At 62.7% G+C, this 18,600-nt stretch carries 17 protein-coding genes; 5 read left to right on the forward strand and 12 right to left on the reverse strand.

Going from position 1 to position 18,600, the window contains the following annotated elements; genetic code table 11:
- Positions 1–35: 35 nt before the first annotated feature.
- The 5 genes from GRI38_RS05300 to GRI38_RS05320 form a co-directional block, all read right to left on the reverse strand.
- A complete protein-coding gene (locus GRI38_RS05300; protein ID WP_160681848.1) occupies positions 36–1,445 on the reverse strand; it encodes a cryptochrome/photolyase family protein in 1,410 nt (469 codons plus the stop codon).
- Between the two features lie 2 nt (positions 1,446–1,447).
- Positions 1,448–2,422, reverse strand: a complete 975-nt coding sequence (locus GRI38_RS05305; protein ID WP_160681849.1) for a metal-dependent hydrolase — start codon at positions 2,420–2,422, stop codon at positions 1,448–1,450.
- Between the two features lie 272 nt (positions 2,423–2,694).
- Entirely contained in the window at positions 2,695–3,399 is a 705-nt protein-coding gene (locus tag GRI38_RS05310) for an EF-hand domain-containing protein (RefSeq protein WP_160681850.1), read from the reverse strand.
- 122 nt (positions 3,400–3,521) lie between these two features.
- The gene (locus GRI38_RS05315; RefSeq protein ID WP_160681851.1) at positions 3,522–4,568 is read right to left on the reverse strand and encodes a 2-oxoacid:ferredoxin oxidoreductase subunit beta; all 1,047 of its coding nucleotides are present in this window, start codon (positions 4,566–4,568) and stop codon (positions 3,522–3,524) included.
- Positions 4,565–6,589 carry a 2-oxoacid:acceptor oxidoreductase subunit alpha gene (locus tag GRI38_RS05320; RefSeq protein ID WP_160681852.1) on the reverse strand — a complete coding sequence of 675 codons (2,025 nt, stop codon included), beginning with the start codon at positions 6,587–6,589 and terminating at the stop codon, positions 4,565–4,567. Before GRI38_RS05320 ends, GRI38_RS05315 begins: the two co-directional genes overlap by 4 nt.
- Before the next feature lie 196 nt (positions 6,590–6,785).
- Between GRI38_RS05320 and GRI38_RS05325 the strand changes: the two genes are divergently transcribed.
- Complete coding sequence (locus GRI38_RS05325) at positions 6,786–7,736, forward strand: alpha/beta hydrolase (protein ID WP_160681853.1); 951 nt, start codon at positions 6,786–6,788, stop codon at positions 7,734–7,736.
- The gene (locus GRI38_RS05330; RefSeq protein WP_160681854.1) at positions 7,736–8,224 is read left to right on the forward strand and encodes an RNA pyrophosphohydrolase; all 489 of its coding nucleotides are present in this window, start codon (positions 7,736–7,738) and stop codon (positions 8,222–8,224) included. Before GRI38_RS05325 ends, GRI38_RS05330 begins: the two co-directional genes overlap by 1 nt.
- A gap of 21 nt (positions 8,225–8,245) precedes the next feature.
- Here the strand turns inward: GRI38_RS05330 and GRI38_RS05335 are convergent, their stop codons facing one another.
- From GRI38_RS05335 to guaB, 3 genes are all read right to left on the reverse strand, one after another.
- Positions 8,246–8,746, reverse strand: a complete 501-nt coding sequence (locus GRI38_RS05335) for a BTAD domain-containing putative transcriptional regulator (RefSeq protein ID WP_160681855.1) — start codon at positions 8,744–8,746, stop codon at positions 8,246–8,248.
- A 97-nt stretch (positions 8,747–8,843) separates the two neighbouring features.
- Entirely contained in the window at positions 8,844–10,022 is a 1,179-nt protein-coding gene (locus GRI38_RS05340) for an RsmB/NOP family class I SAM-dependent RNA methyltransferase (protein WP_160681856.1), read from the reverse strand.
- Positions 10,023–10,025: 3 nt separating this feature from the next.
- The gene (gene guaB, locus GRI38_RS05345; RefSeq protein ID WP_160681857.1) at positions 10,026–11,489 is read right to left on the reverse strand and encodes an IMP dehydrogenase; all 1,464 of its coding nucleotides are present in this window, start codon (positions 11,487–11,489) and stop codon (positions 10,026–10,028) included.
- A 212-nt stretch (positions 11,490–11,701) separates the two neighbouring features.
- Between guaB and ypfJ the strand changes: the two genes are divergently transcribed.
- The gene (ypfJ, locus tag GRI38_RS05350) at positions 11,702–12,565 is read left to right on the forward strand and encodes a KPN_02809 family neutral zinc metallopeptidase (RefSeq protein WP_160681858.1); all 864 of its coding nucleotides are present in this window, start codon (positions 11,702–11,704) and stop codon (positions 12,563–12,565) included.
- An 88-nt stretch (positions 12,566–12,653) separates the two neighbouring features.
- Here the strand turns inward: ypfJ and GRI38_RS05355 are convergent, their stop codons facing one another.
- Together GRI38_RS05355 and GRI38_RS05360 are read right to left on the reverse strand one after the other, a co-directional pair.
- Entirely contained in the window at positions 12,654–14,339 is a 1,686-nt protein-coding gene (locus tag GRI38_RS05355; protein ID WP_160681859.1) for a M56 family metallopeptidase, read from the reverse strand.
- Positions 14,336–14,725 (reverse strand): BlaI/MecI/CopY family transcriptional regulator, encoded by a 390-nt coding sequence (locus GRI38_RS05360; protein ID WP_160681860.1) that lies wholly within the window; start codon positions 14,723–14,725, stop codon positions 14,336–14,338. The genes GRI38_RS05355 and GRI38_RS05360 overlap by 4 nt, the downstream gene beginning before the upstream one ends.
- A 193-nt stretch (positions 14,726–14,918) precedes the next feature.
- On the opposite strand from GRI38_RS05360, the gene GRI38_RS05365 reads away from it, so the two are divergent.
- Positions 14,919–15,479 (forward strand): ATP-dependent Clp protease proteolytic subunit, encoded by a 561-nt coding sequence (locus GRI38_RS05365; protein ID WP_237487353.1) that lies wholly within the window; start codon positions 14,919–14,921, stop codon positions 15,477–15,479.
- A gap of 44 nt (positions 15,480–15,523) precedes the next feature.
- Positions 15,524–16,165, forward strand: a complete 642-nt coding sequence (locus tag GRI38_RS05370) for a peptidylprolyl isomerase (RefSeq protein ID WP_160681861.1) — start codon at positions 15,524–15,526, stop codon at positions 16,163–16,165.
- A gap of 92 nt (positions 16,166–16,257) precedes the next feature.
- Here the strand turns inward: GRI38_RS05370 and sdhA are convergent, their stop codons facing one another.
- Entirely contained in the window at positions 16,258–18,207 is a 1,950-nt protein-coding gene (gene sdhA, locus GRI38_RS05375) for a succinate dehydrogenase flavoprotein subunit (RefSeq protein ID WP_160681862.1), read from the reverse strand.
- Positions 18,207–18,593, reverse strand: coding sequence for a succinate dehydrogenase, hydrophobic membrane anchor protein (sdhD, locus tag GRI38_RS05380; protein WP_160681863.1), 387 nt, complete (start codon positions 18,591–18,593; stop codon positions 18,207–18,209). Before sdhD ends, sdhA begins: the two co-directional genes overlap by 1 nt.
- Between the last annotated feature and the right edge of the window lie 7 nt (positions 18,594–18,600).

Genomic DNA, 18,600 nt, shown 5'->3' on the forward strand with positions numbered 1-18,600 from the left:
CGCGCCCTATGCGATGCGCGCCGACAGTAGGCAAGTCAGGAGTCTTTCATATCGTTATACGCATCGAGCGCCCGCTGACGCGCTTCCTTGTGGCTAATGATCTTCTCCGGATAGTCGCCTCGCTTTTCGTCGGGCGGATCATGAATATCCTCGTCGGACAGCTCGGCGAGCTCCGGAACGTATTGGCGGATATAGTCCGCGGCGTTGAATTTCTCGCTCTGCGACAGTGGCGCCATGATCCGGGGAAACATATTCGAATCGACCCCTGTGCCGGCCACCCACTGCCAGTTCGTTCCGTTGCTGGCATAGTCGCCATCCACGAGGCAGTCCCAGAACCATAGCTCTCCATGCCGCCAGTCGATCAGCAGATGCTTGATGAGGAAACTCGCCGTTATCATGCGCACGCGATTGTGCATCCAGCCTGTCTGCCAGAGCTGCCGCATCCCCGCATCGACGATCGGATAGCCCGTCATGCCCTTCTGCCATCTTTCCAGATCTTCCGCGATCAGGTGACCGCGTTCGGGATGCCGCCACAGCTTGTTCTCGTCATAGTCCCGGTAGCTCTCGCTGGGATAGCGGGGGAACTGCATGATGATGTTCTGCGCGTAATCACGCCAGATCAGTTCCTTTTCATACGTTTTCCAGCCCTGACTGCGCTTGTCCTTGAACGCATGCCAGATGCTGACCGGGCTGATCTCCCCCCAATGCAAATGCGGGCTCATCTTGCTCGAACCGTCCTCGCTCGGCAGGTTCCGGTCGTCCTCGTAATCGTCGATATGGTCTTTCCACCAATCGAGCCGATCCCAGGCGGCATCCTCCCCGACTTGCCAGAACTCGCGAAAGCCCCCAGCCCAGTCGGGCTTGGTTGGCAAGAGGTCCCATTCGGAGAGATCGTCGCTTTCCGGCATATCCGACGGTTGCGAGATCGTTTCGGGTTCGGGCAGCTCGTCGCGCGGCGGAAAGAGGTCGAGCATCGCTTTGGAGAACGGGGTGTAGATCTTGTATGGATCGCCGCTGCCGGTGGTCGCCGTACCTGGCGGCATTAGGTAATTGCCGTCATGCAGCACGAGCTCGCAGCCATCCGGCAGGGCTTCCTTCAGTTCCTCTTCCGCTTCGCGCCACCACGGTTCGTAATGGCGATTGGCATGGACGGCCTCGGCACCGGTGTCGTCCGCGATGGAGGCCAGAACGGAGACCGAGTCGCCGCGCCGCAAAACGAGCGAGCCGTTGCGAGCGCCGAAGCTCTTGGAAAGGCTTTGCAGCGATTGATGGAGCCACCAGCGATGCGCCCCGCCGAAGCAGCGGTCGGCCCCCTCTTGTTTGGGTCGCTCGTCATCGAGGACGTAGACCGGGACGATCGGTCCGGCTTCTGCGGCGGCGTGGAGAGCGGGCTGGTCCTTCATGCGGAGGTCGCGCCGCAGCCACACGATTTGCGGATTGCTCATCGTTAGTCAGCGCCTGCTTCAGCGGGAAGTTCCTCGCACGCGACGTCGGGCAATGCGACGGTGAAGCGATCGCGCGCCCGCGGGTCGTAGAAGCGCGCATCGCGCAGGAGAACCGAGCCATCGGGCGCTCGCTCGGCGAAGGGCGCGCGGGACCAGAAGAGGAAGGCATCGGCCGCATTGCGGCGTTCAGTAAAGACAGATCGATCATAGCGGCAAAATCCGTCTGATAGTTCGATCAGTTCGCCGCCCGAATGTGTCCAAGCGCTAGAGTTGAACTGAGTCCAATAACCGTCCTCGCCTAGCAACACCTCTCGATGCCAGAACGCTATAGGCACTGGGTTCGCAATCGTCTCGACGTTTGCGTCGTTTGAGCCGTGGAACCACCGATCTGCCTCTTGCTCAGCACTTACCGTAATGCCCGCATTCGCCCCAATATACGCCAGCGCCGCGCTCAGCGCGAGGCGTGCTGGACGTCGCCATTCCCCGCCCCGCTTCTCCCGCCGCAGCGAGAACCACGTCGCGAAGCCCAGTAGTGCCCACAGCCAAACGTCGATGATGAACAGAATGTCGCCATAGAACCAGCGGCTCGAGAACGGCTCCAGCAGGCGGATGCCGTAAACGTTGAGCCAGTCGAGCGCCGGATGCGTCAGGCAGCCGATGAAGCTCAGTAGGTAGAGCCATTTGAAGTTTACCGGCAGCCGCCCCTCCGGCCGCTTCCCGCGCTTCGTCTGCCAGCGGTCGAAGCCGTAGAGTAGCGCAGCCAGTATCAGCGGCAACACCACCCAGGCAATCGGGCCATGCGTGATGCCGCGCCTTATGGCGAGATGTTCCGCCCCGGTCGTCCATAGGAAGCACGCCGCATCGACATCGGGCAGGTTCGCACCGATGATCAGCGCCGGCATGGCGAGGCCCGTTTTCCGCTTCAGGCCCACTTGGCCGAGCAGCGCACCCGTCAGGCCGTGCGTTAGATTATCCACCGAAACCCCCAGTCCTCAAGCCACTCGGTTCGTCGTGTGTAATGCACGTTTGGAACACATGGAACAGGGTTATGGGGAAGAAAAATCGCCCTCCTGCAATCGCCGACAAAGTGCCGTGAAAGCCGGGGTTTTGCGAAGTTTTTCATGCCCTGACCTATAGGGATGCGGTCCAGGGTAGGAAAGCCGGTGGCAGAGGATCGGTTCGTCGCACGAAAAAAGGCGGCAGGTGGAGACTCGCCGCCTTTCTTAAAAGACTAAACCGTTTGGCGCTTTCAGGAAGTGCCGCCCGGCGTTCGTGCGCTGTTACGAGCATTCATGAACTCGCTCTCGGAAAGATAGCTGTCGCCGTCTTCATCGAAATAGAAGAAGGTCGTTCCTGCTTCGTTGATCTGCGCGGTGGTCATGTAGGGCGGACGCGCGTCGTTCGGGGCATCCGTGCGCGGATTGGCGCGTACTGCCCAGATTGCGTATTCGGCGACCGAGAGCTCGCCGTCGCTATTCCGGTCGAGGAAGGCAAAGTCCATCTGGCTACGCGGACGCAGCGGTTCGACGGACTGGCCATTATTCGAGGCCATATTGCCGCTTTGCATGTTGCCGCTCGAACCCTGCATCGCATCGCCGCTATCGGCCATGTTGCCGGAACCGCTATCGGCCATGCCGCCACTCATCGCGGCGTCGTCGCTCATCGAGGATGTGTCGGATGCCATCGTACCGGACGACGAACCGGACATCGTTCCGTCCGCCATCATCGCATCCTGGTTCGCATCATACTCGTCGCTGACAGCCTGGCGATCCATCGCATCGTAGCTTGCCTGCTGCTCTGACGTCAGGTCGCCGCCAACCGGATAGGCGTCATCCGCGCCGTCTTCTTCGGCAATGTCGTTGATTTCATCGACGTCATCGAGCGGCTCGCCTTCACCGCAGGCCGAAAGGGCGAGCGCGCTGGCAGCTGCTGCAAGAATCAGTGAATTTCTCATAAATGTTGCTCCTGTTAGAGTTCGACGCGGCCGCTTATCCGGCTGTTTTTTCGTGTCTTTCTAACAGGGCAACGAAGCCGGGCGCAATTTGTTCAAAAAAAGGCGTATTAACTTCTATAAGATCACACCGGGTCCTGGGCCGTGCCATCCACCGTCCAGGTCTGTCCCGATTGCAGCAGCTTGGCGAGATTGGCTTCCTTGCCCTTCGTCGCGGCTTCGCGCTCGGCGATCATGCCGTCGGAAAATGTCGGAGCGGGATCGTCATAGAGGACGCCCATCGCCATCGGGTAAGGTCCGAACGGTAGCTCGGCCAGCAAATGGGCGATGACCCGGTTCTTCGTATCATGCACGCGGACGCCTGCGGCCTGCCAGTCGCCGTCTGCCACCTCGACAACTTCGAAGGAAAGCGTATCGGTGTTAAGCCGCAAGCCCTTGACGCCACCCGTTTTCTCCGAACCGAACAGCATGGGCTCGCCGTCTTCGAGCCATAGCTGACGGTCCTCCGCACCCTTTGGGGCAGCGAAGTCGTCGAACACGTCCTTGTTGTAGACGATGCAGTTCTGGAAAATCTCGATGAAGGCTGCGCCGCGATGTTCGTGCGCCGCGATCAGGACTTCGGGCAGTTTCTTCGAGACGTCGAAACCGCGGGCGACGAAGCGCGCGCCTGATCCCAGTGCAAATGCACATGGATTGGCCGGAGCATCGACGCTACCGCGCGGGGTCGAGGGACTGGGCGTACCGACGCGGCTCGTGGGCGAGTACTGGCCCTTCGTCAGGCCGTAAATCTCGTTGTTAAACAGCATGATCTGCATGTCGACGTTGCGGCGAAGGACATGCATCATGTGGTTTCCGCCGATGCTGAGGCCATCGCCATCGCCCGTTACCAGCCAGATGTCGAGTTCCGGATTGGCCAGCTTCACGCCCGTCGCCACCGCGGGTGCGCGGCCGTGGATCGTGTGGAAGCCGTAGGTTTCCATGTAATAGGGAAAGCGGCTCGAACAGCCGATGCCGGAAATGAACACCGTATTAGCCGGGTCGGCGCCGATTTTCGGCAGCGTGCGCTGCACGGCCTTCAGGATGGCATAGTCCCCGCAACCGGGGCACCAGCGCACTTCCTGATCGGTTTCCCAATCCTTCAGCGTCGTTTCGATCTTAACGGGTGCGTTCATTGGTTTACTGCCTCGGAATCGGTGTCCGTGCCGGACGGGACGGCCCCTTCACCGTGAAAAGGTGCATCCGAATAGGAGCCGTCATCATGGCCGGCTTCCAGGTTCGGGAGTTGCTGTTCGTTGACCTCGACCTCACCGCCCTCGTTGCCGTCGATCCCATCGAAATATCTGGCGATTGCCGCTTCCAGTTCCGCGATCTGGAACGGCTGGCCGCTCGTTTTGGTCAAACTTTCGGCGTCGACGAGAAACTGGTCGCGAAGCACCGTCTTGAACTGGCCAGTATTCATTTCGGGAACGAGCACGCGGTCGAAGGACCGCAGCAATTCGCCCAGATTGGCAGGAAGCGGCCAGATATGCCGGACATGAATTTGCGCGACATCATGGCCTTTTTCGCGCGCACGGCGGACAGCCTGCCGGATCGGTCCGTAGGTCGAACCCCAGCCGACGACGGCGAGCTTGCCGCCCGCTTCGCCGAGCGCGACATCCTGTTCGGGAACCTCGACGCCCAGTACCTTTTTGGCGCGCGCATCGGTCATCGCCTGATGGTTGTCGGGTGAATAGTCGATATTGCCAGTGGTCGCGTGCTTCTCGATCCCGCCGACGCGGTGCATCAGTCCGGGCGTGCCGGGCTTGACCCACGGCCGCGCGCCTTTCTCGTCCCGTGCATAGGGAGCGAAGTCCTCGCCTTCGGCCAGACTATCCTTGAAGCGCGCGGGGAAAGGCGCAAACTGGGCAGGGTCCGGGACTTTCCACGGCTCTGCGGCATTGGCGATATATCCGTCGGTCAGCAGCATGACGGGCGTCATGTACTGCGTCGCGATGCGCGTTGCCTCGATCGCGCAGTCGAATGCATCGGAGGGGGAACGACAGGCGATGACCGGCATCGGCGCGTCGCCATTGCGGCCATAGACCGCCTGATAAAGGTCGCTTTGCTCGGTCTTGGTCGGCAAGCCGGTCGACGGACCGCCGCGCTGCGAATTGACGATGACGAGCGGCAGTTCGACCATGATCGCAAGGCCCATCGCCTCGGTCTTCAGGGCAATGCCCGGACCGCTCGACGATGTGACGCCAAGGCTGCCAGCATAGCTCGCGCCGATGGCGGCGCAGATCGCCGCGATCTCGTCCTCGGCCTGAAACGTCGTGACGCCATATTCCTTGAGGCGCGCCAAATGATGCAGGATCGCGCTGGCGGGCGTGATCGGATAACCGCCGAAGAACATCGGCAGTTCGGCCAGCTGCGCGCCCGCGACCAGACCCAGCGACACCGCTTCGGCGCCGGTAATGGTGCGATAGAGGCCGGGCTCCGACTTGACCGGTCCGATATGCGTCTGCTTGAGCGGGCCGGACAACTCCGCCGTCTCGCCATAGGCATGACCGGCGTCGAGCGCCGCGATATTGGCGTCGGCAATATCGGGCTTCTTTGCGAACTTCTGTTTCAGCCACGCGTGAAGCGGTTCGCGCGAGCGGTCGAACATCCACAGCGCGAGGCCAAGCGTCCACATGTTCTTGGAGCGCAGTGCATCCTTGTTGCCGAGGCCGAAGGGTTTGACCGCCTCGATCGTGAGCGCGGAAATGTCGAAGGCCAGCACCTGGTATTTCGCGAGAGTGTCGTCCTCCAGCGGGTTGGCGTCGTATTTGGCCTTGTCGAGATTGCGCTTCGTGAATTCGCCGGTATCCGCGATGACGAGCCCGCCGGGCTTCAGGGCGGGCAGGTTCACCTTGAGCGCCGCCGGGTTCATCGCGATGAGCACGTCGGGCGCATCGCCTGCCGTGTTGATCGAGCGGCTGCCGAAATTGATCTGGAAGGCCGAGACGCCGAACAGCGTGCCTTGCGGGGCGCGGATCTCGGCCGGAAAGTCGGGAAAGGTCGCCAGATCGTTCCCGGCCAACGCCGTCGACAGGGTGAACTGCCCGCCGGTCAGCTGCATCCCGTCGCCGCTGTCCCCGGCAAAGCGCACCACGACCGAGTCGGGCGCGGCACCGGCGGTTTCGGGGGGTCTGGTATCGGCGGCACTCGCCATGAAAATTCCTCGGTTAAATCTGGCGGGCAAGCATAACGCCCGGCCCGCCGCTAGGCAACGCGCCGCACCTATGAACGGGGCCGACGCGGGGCAATGAAGTTTTTCTCCTAAAGACGCAAAACCATTCTGGAAATGGTCCGCCAACCCGTTAAAGCCGTGCTGAAATCACAATGAAAACCGGGAGCTAGGCAGAACCATGGCCGATACCGAACATTTCGTGCGCGACGACGTCCGCGCTTTCCTGAACCTGCTCGAGCAGGCGAACCGCCCTGGGGTCGAGGAACTGCCCGTCGAGGAGGGACGGCAGGGCATGGCCGCGCTGAACCTGCTGGCGGAGGCGCCGCCGCGCGACCTCGCGGTGATCGAGAACCTGTCCTGTCCCGGACCCGACGGCGACATCCCGCTCCGGCTCTACGATACGCGAGAGGAGCGTGAGGCAGGACCGGTCGTGCTGTTCATTCACGGCGGCGGTTTCGTCATCGGCGATCTCGACATCTATCACAGCATCTGCACCGAGATCTGTGCGCAGCTCGACCTGCCGGTGGTATCGGTTGATTATCGCCGGGCTCCCGAAGCCCCCTTCCCCGCAGCGCCCGACGACTGCGAGGCTGCCGCGCGCTGGGTTGCCTCCGGTCCTGACGCGCTCGGTCGCAAGGTCACGGGGCTCATCCCGATGGGCGACAGCGCGGGCGGCAATCTGACGATCGTGACGACCAACGCGCTTTGCTCTGAACCGGCCGAAGTTCCCGTCATCTGCCAGGTGCCGATCTATCCGGTCGCGGACGACGTATCGCAATATGAAAGCTTCCGGCAATTCAGCGACGGCTATTTCCTGACCGGTGCTTCGATGGCCTTCTTCACCCAGCAATATGCGGCAGACCCTAGCGATCCGCGCAATCTGCCGCTGCTCGGCGACTGCTCGAACACGCCGCCCACGATCATCTGTACCGCCGGGCTCGATCCGCTGAGGGATTCCGGGCGAGCCTATGCCGGCCACATCATCAGCCGCGGCGCCGACGTCACCTATCTCGAATTCAAGGGAACGATCCACGGCTTCATCAATCTTCGCAAGGGCATACCGAGCGCGCAAAAGGACGTGGAAGCCCTGCTCGGCGCGGTGAAGAACATGCTGGAGCGAAGTGCCTGATGGATATTGAACTGGGTTACCGTCCCTGTGTCGGCGTGGTGCTGGCCAATCGCGAGGGGAAGGTATTCGTCGGCAAGCGGCTCGACCATCCCGAGACCACCGATGGACAGATTTACTGGCAGATGCCGCAAGGCGGCGTCGATCCGGGCGAAGACCTCGAAACGGCCATGTGGCGTGAATTGCACGAGGAAACCGGCGTCACGCAAGACAATTCGACCCTGATCGCGCGAGCAGGCGAATCGCTGCGCTACGACTTGCCCGACGAGCTGATCGGCAAGCTATGGGGCGGAAAGTATCGCGGGCAGGAGCAGGTCTGGTACCTGCTGCGGTTCACAGGAGATGACAGCGAAGTCGATCTGGAAACGCACCAACCTGCGGAATTCGCGGAATGGAAGTGGCTCGACCCCGAGCAGCTTCCCGAGGTCATCGTGCCGTTCAAGCGTGTGCTTTACCGCGCCATTCTCGAGGAATTTCGGAACCTTATCTAAAGAACATCACAAGTCGTCTGATCAGTTCGCCTGCGGCTCTTCGGAGCCGGAAGGCGTCGGCGCCTCAGCCGTGCGGACCGGCGGCGATGCGATAGCAGCCGCGAGAGCCTCCGTTTCGGGGCAATTCGGGCCGCATAGCGATTCCAGTCTGGAGAGGTTCTGCCGCGCCTTCTCGATCGCTCCGCGCTCAACCATTGCCGCGCCCTCGCCCGATATGGCTGCAAAATTGCGCGGATCGCGGGACAGCGTCTCGCGATAATAGCGGATTGCCTTGCCTTGCAGCCCTTGTGCACGCGCTGCCGCAGCCAGATCGTTGAAGATCGGCGTATAGGCCGGATCGACCGTCAGGGCAGCTTCGAAGGCGTCAATCGCGTCCTGAGTGCGGCCCTCGCTCAGTGCGGCTTCTCCCTTCGCGACGAGCGCCGCTGCACGCGGGCTTGCTTCGGGTTCGGCAACTGCCGAGACGCTTCCGGCAACGGCGAGGGCGAGAGAAAGGGCGGCGGCGGCGGGCGCGTAACGCATGAAAAACTCCTTCAGGGAACCGCTACCGGTCGAACGACCTCCGGTTCCGTCTTCGGCCAAATTTCGCATGAATTCGGTCATTGTCGCGACGGGTTTATCACGGCGAACATAGCTGTGCGATGAAAAACCCGTCAGTTGCGTCGTGATGAGGCGTGAGGCGAACGCCCGCACCGCGCTCCTGCCCCGCCGGAATGAGCGGCAGTTTAGCCTTCCAGCCGGAATGTCGTTCGAGGAAGGCTTTCGCTTGCAGCGTGCCCTCCCGGTCGAGAAGCGAGCATACTACGTAGGTTATCCGTCCACCCGGTTTGACAAGCCGTGCGGCAAGATCGAGCAGCCGCGCCTGCGTTTCGATCAGGGCATCGAGGCGGTTCGGCGTCAGCCGCCAGCGCGTCTCGGGATTGCGTCGCCAGGTTCCCGTCCCGGAACACGGAGCATCGACAAGCACGAGATCGGCACTTTCCCGGTAGCTTTCCAGCCGCTCCAGCTCCTTGCCGGGATCGAGCAAGACCGGCGTGATGTTCGTCGCACCCGCCCGCTCTGCGCGCGGGGGAAGCTGCGACAGCCGGCGCTTGTCGGTATCGCAGGCGATTATCGCTCCGCCATTCTCCATCGTTGCGGCCATGGCGAGCGTCTTGCCCCCCGCCCCTGCGCACAGATCGATGACGGTATCGTGAGGTTCGGGGGCGGCGGCGAGACAGGCAAGCTGGCTGCCATGATCCTGGACCTCGACCCGGCCGTCCTCATAGGCGTCCCAAGTCTCGACGCGCGTTCCTCCGTCGAACCGCAAGGCGTTCGGTGCCGCCAGAAACTCGCCTGTCTCGGGCAGATCGAGGGTTTCGCGGCTGGCTTTGAGGCTGTTCACCCGCAAGTCCAGAGGGGCGCGGTCGAGCAATGCTTCTGCCTCCTCGCCCCTGATGCCAGATTTCGCCAGTTCCTCGGTCAGCCATTGCGGGGCGATGCCGGCCGCTGCCGGTCTCTCTCCTTCGACGATCAAATCCGGCGCGTGATCGGAACCGTCGAACATTTCGGCTAGCGCGGGATCGTCGGCGGCCAGACGCAACATTGCAGCGCGGCCGCTGACCGGCACGGGTCCGCAAGCCCGGATCGCACGATATACGAGGTCGCGAACCGCCCGGCGATCCTTCGATCCGGCATAACGCCGCTGCCGGAAATAGTCGGCTATCAGCCGATCGGCAGGCGGTCCGTTATCGAGCGCGGCACCGATAATGGCATCGAGCAGTTCGATAGCGGCCTGGACGCGGGCAGCGGGCCTCATCCTTCAGCGCGTCGGATAGTTCGGCGCTTCGCGGGTGATGGCGACGTCATGCACATGGCTTTCGGACAGGCCAGCATTCGTGATGCGCACGAATTTCGCGCGCTCGCGCAGATCCGCGAGCGTCGCCGCGCCGGTATAGCCCATCGCGGCTTTGATGCCGCCGACGAGCTGGTGAATGACGTCTGCCGCCGGCCCCTTGTAGGGAACCTGCCCCTCGATCCCCTCGGGCACGAGCTTCATGGCGGAAACGTCCTGCTGGAAATAACGGTCGGCGCTGCCCCGCGCCATGGCGCCTACGCTGCCCATGCCGCGATAGCTCTTGTAGCTGCGCCCCTGATAGAGGAAGGTTTCGCCCGGCGCTTCCGCCGTGCCTGCAAGCATCGAACCGATCATCAGCGCAGATGCCCCGCCTGCGAGCGCCTTGGCCGCGTCGCCGCTCGTCCGAAGGCCACCATCAGCAATGACCGGAACGCCGGATTTCGCCGCTTCCTCGGCGCATTCCATGACCGCGGTAAGCTGCGGAACCCCGACCCCTGCCACGACGCGGGTCGTGCAGATCGAGCCGGGACCGATCCCGACCTTCACCGCATCGGCGCCGGCTTCGATCAGGGCGCGCGTAGCCTCGGCGGTGGCGACATTGCCGGCGATGACCTGAACATGGTTGGAAAGCTTCTTGGCCCGTTCCACCGAGCGCGCGACGTCCTTGTTATGTCCGTGCGCGGTATCGATGATGATGACGTCGACTTCCGCATCGACCAGCGCCTCGCTGCGCTCAAACCCCTTGTCACCCACGGTCGTCGCCGCTGCGACGCGCAGTCGTCCCCCGGCATCCTTCGTCGCGTCGGGATAGTTGACCGCCTTCTCGATGTCCTTGACCGTGATGAGGCCGATGCAGCGATAATCGTCGTCGACCACGATCAGCTTCTCGATCCGCCGCTGATGCAGGAGGCGGCGCGCGTCTTCCTGATTGGTGCCGAGCGGAACGGTCGCCAGATTGTCGGTCGTCATCAATTCGCGGACCGGCTGCGAGGGGTTCTCCGCAAAGCGCACATCGCGATTTGTCAGGATGCCGACCAGCTTTCCGTCGCGGTCGGTCACGGGAATGCCGCTGATACGGTTCTGCGTCATGATCGCCTGCGCCTCGCCCAGCGTCGCCTCGGGCTGGACGGTGATCGGATTGACGACCATTCCGCTTTCGAACCGCTTCACCGCCCGGACCGCCGCGCATTGTTCCTCGACCTCGAGATTGCGATGGAGGACGCCGATCCCGCCCAGCTGCGCCATGACGATGGCCATGTCCGCTTCGGTCACGGTGTCCATCGCGGCCGACAGGAACGGGATATTGAGCGCGATTTCCTTCGTCAGCTGCGTGCGCGGATCGGCCATGGACGGCACGATGTCGCTTTCGGCGGGACGCAGAAGGACGTCGTCGAACGTAAGGCCGATGGGAATGTCGCTGGCTGCCACGGTAAAGAATCGCTTTCTTGCGGGAACGGGTTTCGGGTGTGGCGGGTCATGTAACGACACAACCGCGCAATCGCTAGTCCACAGGGCGTAGGAATTAGCAGGAACATCCTTTAGGACACGGCTGACAAGAGAAGCGTTCGCGTCCGACTTCGCTTTCCCGGACCGGGAAGACAGCGAGTGCGGGTGACGAGCGAGCGAAAGGGGACAAGACAATGCGGCTCAATCCATTTGATACCGGCAATATCCGGGTGCGCGGCGGCGGCGGAGGCGGCGGCTTTCCCGGCGGCAAGGGAGGGATCGGCTGCGGCACGCTCGTCATCGCGCTTCTCGGCATGGTGTTGTTCGGAGTGAACCCGTTGCAGACCATCGGGGTCGTCGAGGGGATGCAAGGTTCAGGCACCGGGGGCGGACAGGTCGCCGACAATCTGAACGAGCAGGAAGTCTGTACGCAAAGCGAATATGCGACCGAGGCGTGCAATGCGCTGACATCGCTCAACCAGACCTGGGCGCCGATCTTCCAGAATGCAGGCCTCGATTTCGTCGATCCGGAACTGACGCTATACAGCGGCGCAATCCGCTCGGGTTGCGGCAATGCGACGAGCGCGGTCGGTCCGTTCTACTGCCCGCAGGATCAGGGCATTTACCTCGACACGAGCTTCTACGACACGATGGCGCGGCAGTTGGGCGCGGGCGGGGATTTTGCCCGCTACTACGTGATCGCTCACGAATATGGTCATCACATCCAGACCGTCACCGGCATTTCCGACCAGATCCGCAGCGCCCAATCGCAAAATCCCCGCGCTTCGAACCAGTTGCAGGTGCTGATGGAATTGCAGGCGGATTGCTATGCCGGCGTCTGGGCAGGACGCAACCGGAACCTCATCGAGCCGGGCGACATCGAGGAGGGGTTGAGGGCAGCGAGCGCGATCGGCGACGACACGTTGCAGCGTCAGGCAGGACAGCGGGTCAATCCGGAAAGCTTTACACACGGCACCAGCGAACAGCGGATGCAGGCCTTGCGGCTCGGCCTTCAGGGCGACGATACGCAATGCGATGCGATCACCAACCTTCGCTGACCTTCAGCCCGACAAAAAGGGGGCGCGGAGCCATTCGGCACCGCGCCCCCGACCCCTCCGGACTGAAAAGGGGTATTGCAGATAGCGATCAGATTTCGCGTTGCAGCTTGGCGATTTCCCGGTCGAGCGAGCGCAGCGCCTCGCGCTTGTCTTCGCGATTCATATGACGGTCGGCTGCGATCGCCTCGCGCGCCTCGATCATGCCGTTTCGTGCATGCGATAGTGCTTCGGCGGCGATCTTCGTGGCGCAGATCCGGACGGTGGTCTTTCCGTTCACCGTGTTCGTCTGCGTATAGTTCGTCCCGCGCGGACACTCGACGCTGACGATCCGTGTCGTTTCATCGAGGGCGGACAGCGCCGTTTCGATGTTCCGCTCAAGCTCTCTCCGGTCGATCGCGTGGCGCTTCAGTTCCTCGTCGGCCATGCGCAGTTCGATGCGAGCTTCCCGCAGCGCCTCGCGCATTTCGGCACTGTCCAATTCTCCGTGAACGATCCGCTTTCCGTGGACCATGCTTACGCGCCGCGCTTCGGCCCTTTCTTCCGCCTGTTCCATCCGTTCTTCGGCGAGTTCCTGTTGCCGTTCGGCGCGCTCCCACTCGCGTTCGGCGCGCTGCCATTTGCGTTCGGCTTCGGCTTCGGCACGCTCGCCTTCGAGCATCGCGCGTTCGAAAGCAGCCTCGCCCTCCTCGTAGCCAGCATCCCAGAACTCCGGTGCGTCCGGTGCTTCCGGGGGAAGCGGTGGGGCCGGCGGAAGCGGTGCGTCCGGTGCTTCGGGAGCAGCGGGCGGCAACGTCACGTCCCGGTCGGCATCCGCCTTCGCGTAGGAGATCGAGGCCGTCAGCGGCAGTGCCAGCGCGGCACCGGTCAGTAGAAACTTTGCGGTCGCCTTCTTGCGGGGTGTGGGGTCGGACATGGATAGGCTCCTCAATCTTTGAATTATGGATTTGTCCCCCAGGACGGGGCACGCCATCGGCGCCGCGAGCGCAGCGTGGGGACCGGCGGCGAAGCGCGCAATGACTTCGGCGTAGTCTGCCCGCTCGCGCCGCTGCATCCGTTCCACGACCCGCGCATCGCAGGCCGCTTCCTGATCGCGGCGAAGGGCGCGCCACCCTGCCCAGCCGAGCGGATTGAACCAGTGCAGAGCGAACAGCGGTTGCACACAGAAGTTAACGAGCAGGTCGCGGCCGCGATGGTGTGCCAGTTCGTGCGCCAGCGCGAGATCGCGCATCCGGCGGTCGGATTTCGCAAGGAATCCCGGCGGCAAAGCGATCACGCGGTCCCTTACCCCGAATGCTACGGGTCCGGTCGTCGCGGGGGTTTCCACGAGGCGGATCGGGCCCGCCTCGCCCATCGGGCGCGCTTCCGCCAGCATGTCGCGCCGCATCACGGCGTAGAGATAGAAGCGGCGGACGAGAAAGATGGCCGCTCCTGCCAGCCAGAGAATGACCAGCAGCGTTACGAAATCGACATCGACGGCGAAACGCGGCACCTCGCTCGCGACGGGGGCGGAAGCGAGCGCCTGCGGATCGAAGGTATTCGCGTGCGAGATGGACACTTCCGCGGCAGCCACGGGAGGGAGGGAAACCGCGTCCTGTGTCGGAGCAAGCATGGCCGGAAGCGTGATCGGCGGCATGACGAGCCGCACCATCGGCAAAAGCCAGAGGGCGTAGGCCGCCTTCGCCCCGAAATGACGAGCCACGGGGCGGCGAACGAGCAGGACCAGCGCGATCAGCATGCCCGTCCATAAGAGCGTGTCGAGGAGGTAGTCCGTCATTTCCGCAACTCCTTCAGCAATGCTTCCATTTCCGCGAGATCGTCGTCGGACAATGCTTCGCTCTCCGCCAGATGGGCAAAAAGCGGAGCCGCCTTTCCGCCGAACAACCGGTCGACGAGTCTGCGCGACTCGCCGCCGACATAGTCCGATCGCTGGATCCGCGGAGAATAGAGATAACGTCGGCCATCGGCCTCAGCGTCGACCACGTTCTTCGCCACGAGTCTCGAAACGAGCGTCTTGACGGTGGCGAGCGACCAGTCGCGATCCTGGCAGACATGCGCGCAAATCTCCGTCGCGGAAAGCGGACTCGCTTGCCACAATGCGTCCATGACGGCGTATTCCGCCTCGCTGATCCGTTCGCCTTCGGGCGTCACCGGGTTCTTCATGGCTTCTCTCCATTCATCGACTACATCTGTAAACGAACGCGACTACGCTTGTAAACGTTCATTCGGGACGAACGGCTGAGAAGGTTCGACGAACGACATCGGCAATGCGGGGATGAGCTTCGGAACCGAGCCGCCGCCTGGCCGCTATGTGAGCACGCGTCCGACAAAGCATTTCAACAAGATGGGAGGCCGCATGGCCGAAACTGATTCCTCGAAAGTCCTTACTTCGCCGCAACTGCGCCTTGTCGGCGGTATCGACGAGGCGATGTATGACGAATTTCGCAGGCAGCTGGCCGCCGCGCCGACCGACGGGCCGCTTGTCATCAACATCACGACGCTCGGCGGTAATCCGGAAGTAGCGCGCTGCATGTCCGACGATGTGCGGCTGCTGCGCGAAGCCAAGCGTGAATTGCTGTTTCTCGGAAAGGCGGCGGTCTATTCGGCGGGGGCAACGTTCATGTCGGGCTTCCCCGTCGAATGCCGCTTCCTGACGAAGGGCACGCGGCTGATGATCCACGAACGGCATCTGAGCAAGACGATCAACCTCTCGGGCCCGTTAAAGAGCTGCACGGACCAGCTCAAGGCCGCACTGCACGAAATCGAACATTCGATCGAGATCGAGGAAGAGGGATTTCGTGCGCTTTGCGACGGGTCAGACGTATCCTTCGAGGAAGTGCGCAACAAGGCGCCCGACAACTGGTACATCCCGTGCGAGGAAGCGCTGGAAAAAGGCCTCATCGCCGGCATCATCTGAGCGGTGCTTCCTTTCCCAACCCTCGCCGTGCCATCATCCTGCCCATGCTGAAACGATTCGCGCTGTCCGCCTTGCTCTTGATCGCTCCGCTCGGGGCGGCGACGGCAGAGCAGGAAGAGCAAACGCCGCCAGCGACATATGGAACGGAAACGGTCATCCTCGAAACGAGCATGGGGGACATCGTTGTGGCTCTCGAAACCGAACGCGCACCAGTCACCGCCGACAATTTCCTGCGCTACGTTGACGAGGATCGCTTCGACGGGACGGTGTTTTACCGCGCGATGCGGCTTGACTGGGGCGAGCAGCCAAACGGTCTCATCCAGGGCGGAACGCAGAACGATCCGGAGCGGATCATCGACCCGATCGCCCATGAGCCGACCAGCGAAACGGGGCTGACGCACCGCAGGGGGGCGCTATCCATGGCGCGGCTCGATCCCGGTACCGCGACCGGAGACTTCTCGATCCTGCTACGCGACCAACCGGCGATGGACGCTCAGCCCGACAGTGACGATCCCGCTTTTCGCGACGGCTATGCGGTGTTCGGTCATGTCATCGAAGGAATGGACGTCGTCGAAGCCATTCACGCTGCTCCGGTTGATCCGGAAGCGGGCGAAGGCTGGATGAAAGGCCAGATGCTTGCCGAGCCGGTCGAGATCATCGAAGCGCGGCGCATCGAACAAGACTAACCCGGCAGCGAACTGCCCTGAACGTCGTCTGGAGCGACCGCGCAGACCGCCCCCGACCTCCTATCGCGCAACGATAGGTCGAACTCCTCGGCTCAGTAGACCCGCTTCTTCGGCTCGATGTAATCGATGTCGTCGGTCAGCGTGTATTCGTGAACCGGGCGGTAGTCGATCTTCACCTCCCCGCCCTTGCCGCCCCAGCCATCGAACCAGGCGGCGGTGTGCTTCATCCATTCCTTGTCGTCACGCTCCGGGAAATCTTCGTGGGCGTGAGCGCCGCGACTTTCCTTGCGGTTCTCGGCCGAGGACATGGTGACAGCCGCCTGAGCGATCAGATTGTCGAGCTCCAGCGTTTCCACGAGATCGCTGTTCCAGATCAGCGAGCGGTCAGTCACATGGATGTCGTTCATCCGCTGATAGGTCTGAGCGAGCTGGCTGACGCCCTCGGCCATCAGCTTGCTGTCGCGGAAGACGGCTGCGTGCTTCTGCATCGTCTTTTGCATGTCGCTGCGGATCTGCGCGGTGGGCGAACCACCATTGGCATAGCGGAAATGATCGAGCCGCCCGAGAGCCATCTCCGCGCTGTCTTTCGGCAGTTCGGCCTGACTTGCGCCCGGCTTGATGAGTTCCTTCAGGCGATGCCCAGTCGCACGCCCGAACACCACGAGGTCGATGAGCGAGTTGGAGCCGAGCCGGTTCGCCCCGTGGACCGAAACGCAGGCCGCCTCGCCCACGGCGAACAGGCCCGGCACGACCGTATCGGGATTGCCGTCCTTGCCGATGGTCACGACTTCGCCATGATAATTGCAGGGAATTCCGCCCATATTGTAGTGAACGGTCGGCGTTACCGGCAATGGTTCGCGCGTCAGGTCGACGCCTGCGAAGATCTTGCCGCTCTCGGTAATGCCGGGAAGTCGCTCTGCCAGCACCTTCGCATCGATATGGTCGAGGTGCAGGTGGATGTGGTCGCCATCCGCGCCGATGCCCCGGCCCTCGCGCATTTCCAGCGCCATCGAGCGGGAGACCACGTCGCGGCTTGCCAGATCCTTTGCCGACGGGGCGTAGCGTTCCATGAAGCGCTCGCCTTCGGAATTGGTCAGATAACCGCCCTCGCCCCGCGCGCCCTCGGTAATGAGCACGCCGGCGCCGTAAATGCCAGTGGGATGGAACTGGACGAATTCCATGTCCTGCAGCGGCAGCCCCGCTCTCAGGACCATGCCGCCGCCATCCCCGGTGCAGGTATGCGCGCTGGTGGCGGTGTAATAGCAACGACCATAGCCGCCCGTCGCCAGAACGACGCTCTGCGCGCGGAAACGATGGATCGAGCCGTCATCGATGCACATCGCGATGACGCCGCGACATGCGCCGTCCTGCATGATGAGGTCGATCGCGAAATATTCGATGAAGAAATCGGCGTCGTATTTCAGACTCTGCTGGTAAAGCGCGTGCAGCATCGCATGGCCGGTCCGGTCGGCCGCAGCGCAAGTGCGCTGGACCGGCGGTCCCTCGCCCATGTTCTGCATATGGCCGCCGAAGGGTCGCTGGTAGATCGTGCCATTGTCGTTGCGAGAGAACGGGACGCCCGCATGTTCCAGCTCATACACCGCCTGCGGTGCTTCCCGCGCGAGATATTCGATCGCATCCTGATCACCGAGCCAGTCTGCACCCTTCACCGTGTCGTACATGTGCCAGGACCAGTGGTCGGGCGTATTGTTGCCGAGGCTTGCCGCGATACCGCCTTGCGCCGCGACGGTATGGCTGCGCGTCGGAAAGACCTTGGAGATGTTCGCGGTGCGTAGACCAGCTTCCGCGCTGCCCATCGTTGCCCGAAGGCCGGAACCGCCCGCTCCGACCACGACGACGTCGTAGGTATGGTCAACGATCGGATAGGCGTTCTTGTCCGTGCCGCCCGCCGCCGGAGCCTTCTTGTCCTTCGACGTGGTCGGTGCAGTCGTAGGCGACTGATTGTCGCTTCCGACATTTCCGGTGTTCGTATTGTCCGGGCCGCCATGCGGCGGAGTATTGTCGTTCGTGCCCGAAGCCATCAGGAAATTCCTCCAAGCGCGATGCGCGCAATTGAAACCACGCCGAAGACGGCGCCGCCGATCGTCGCGATATTGAGCAGCGCGATGCAGGCGAACTTGTTGCCGGGCGTATGGACGTAGTCCTCGATCAGGACCTGAAGACCGAGCCGGGCATGCCAGAACGTGTTGATGCAGATGAGCGCCAGCGCAGTTGCGGGAAGCGTTTGCGAGGCCCAGCCGGCAACGGTCGCGTAGCTGTAGTCTGGCAACAGTGCGAGCCCGACCGCGAGGAACAGGACGAGTATGAGATTGCCGACCGCCGTGAACCGTTGCACCATCCAGTGATGCGCGCCTTCATGGGCAGAGCCGAGCCCGCGAACCCGGCCGACCGATGTACCTTTATCCATTCCTACC

The organism is Parapontixanthobacter aurantiacus (assembly GCF_009827635.1).
Classification (GTDB): domain Bacteria; phylum Pseudomonadota; class Alphaproteobacteria; order Sphingomonadales; family Sphingomonadaceae; genus Parapontixanthobacter; species Parapontixanthobacter aurantiacus.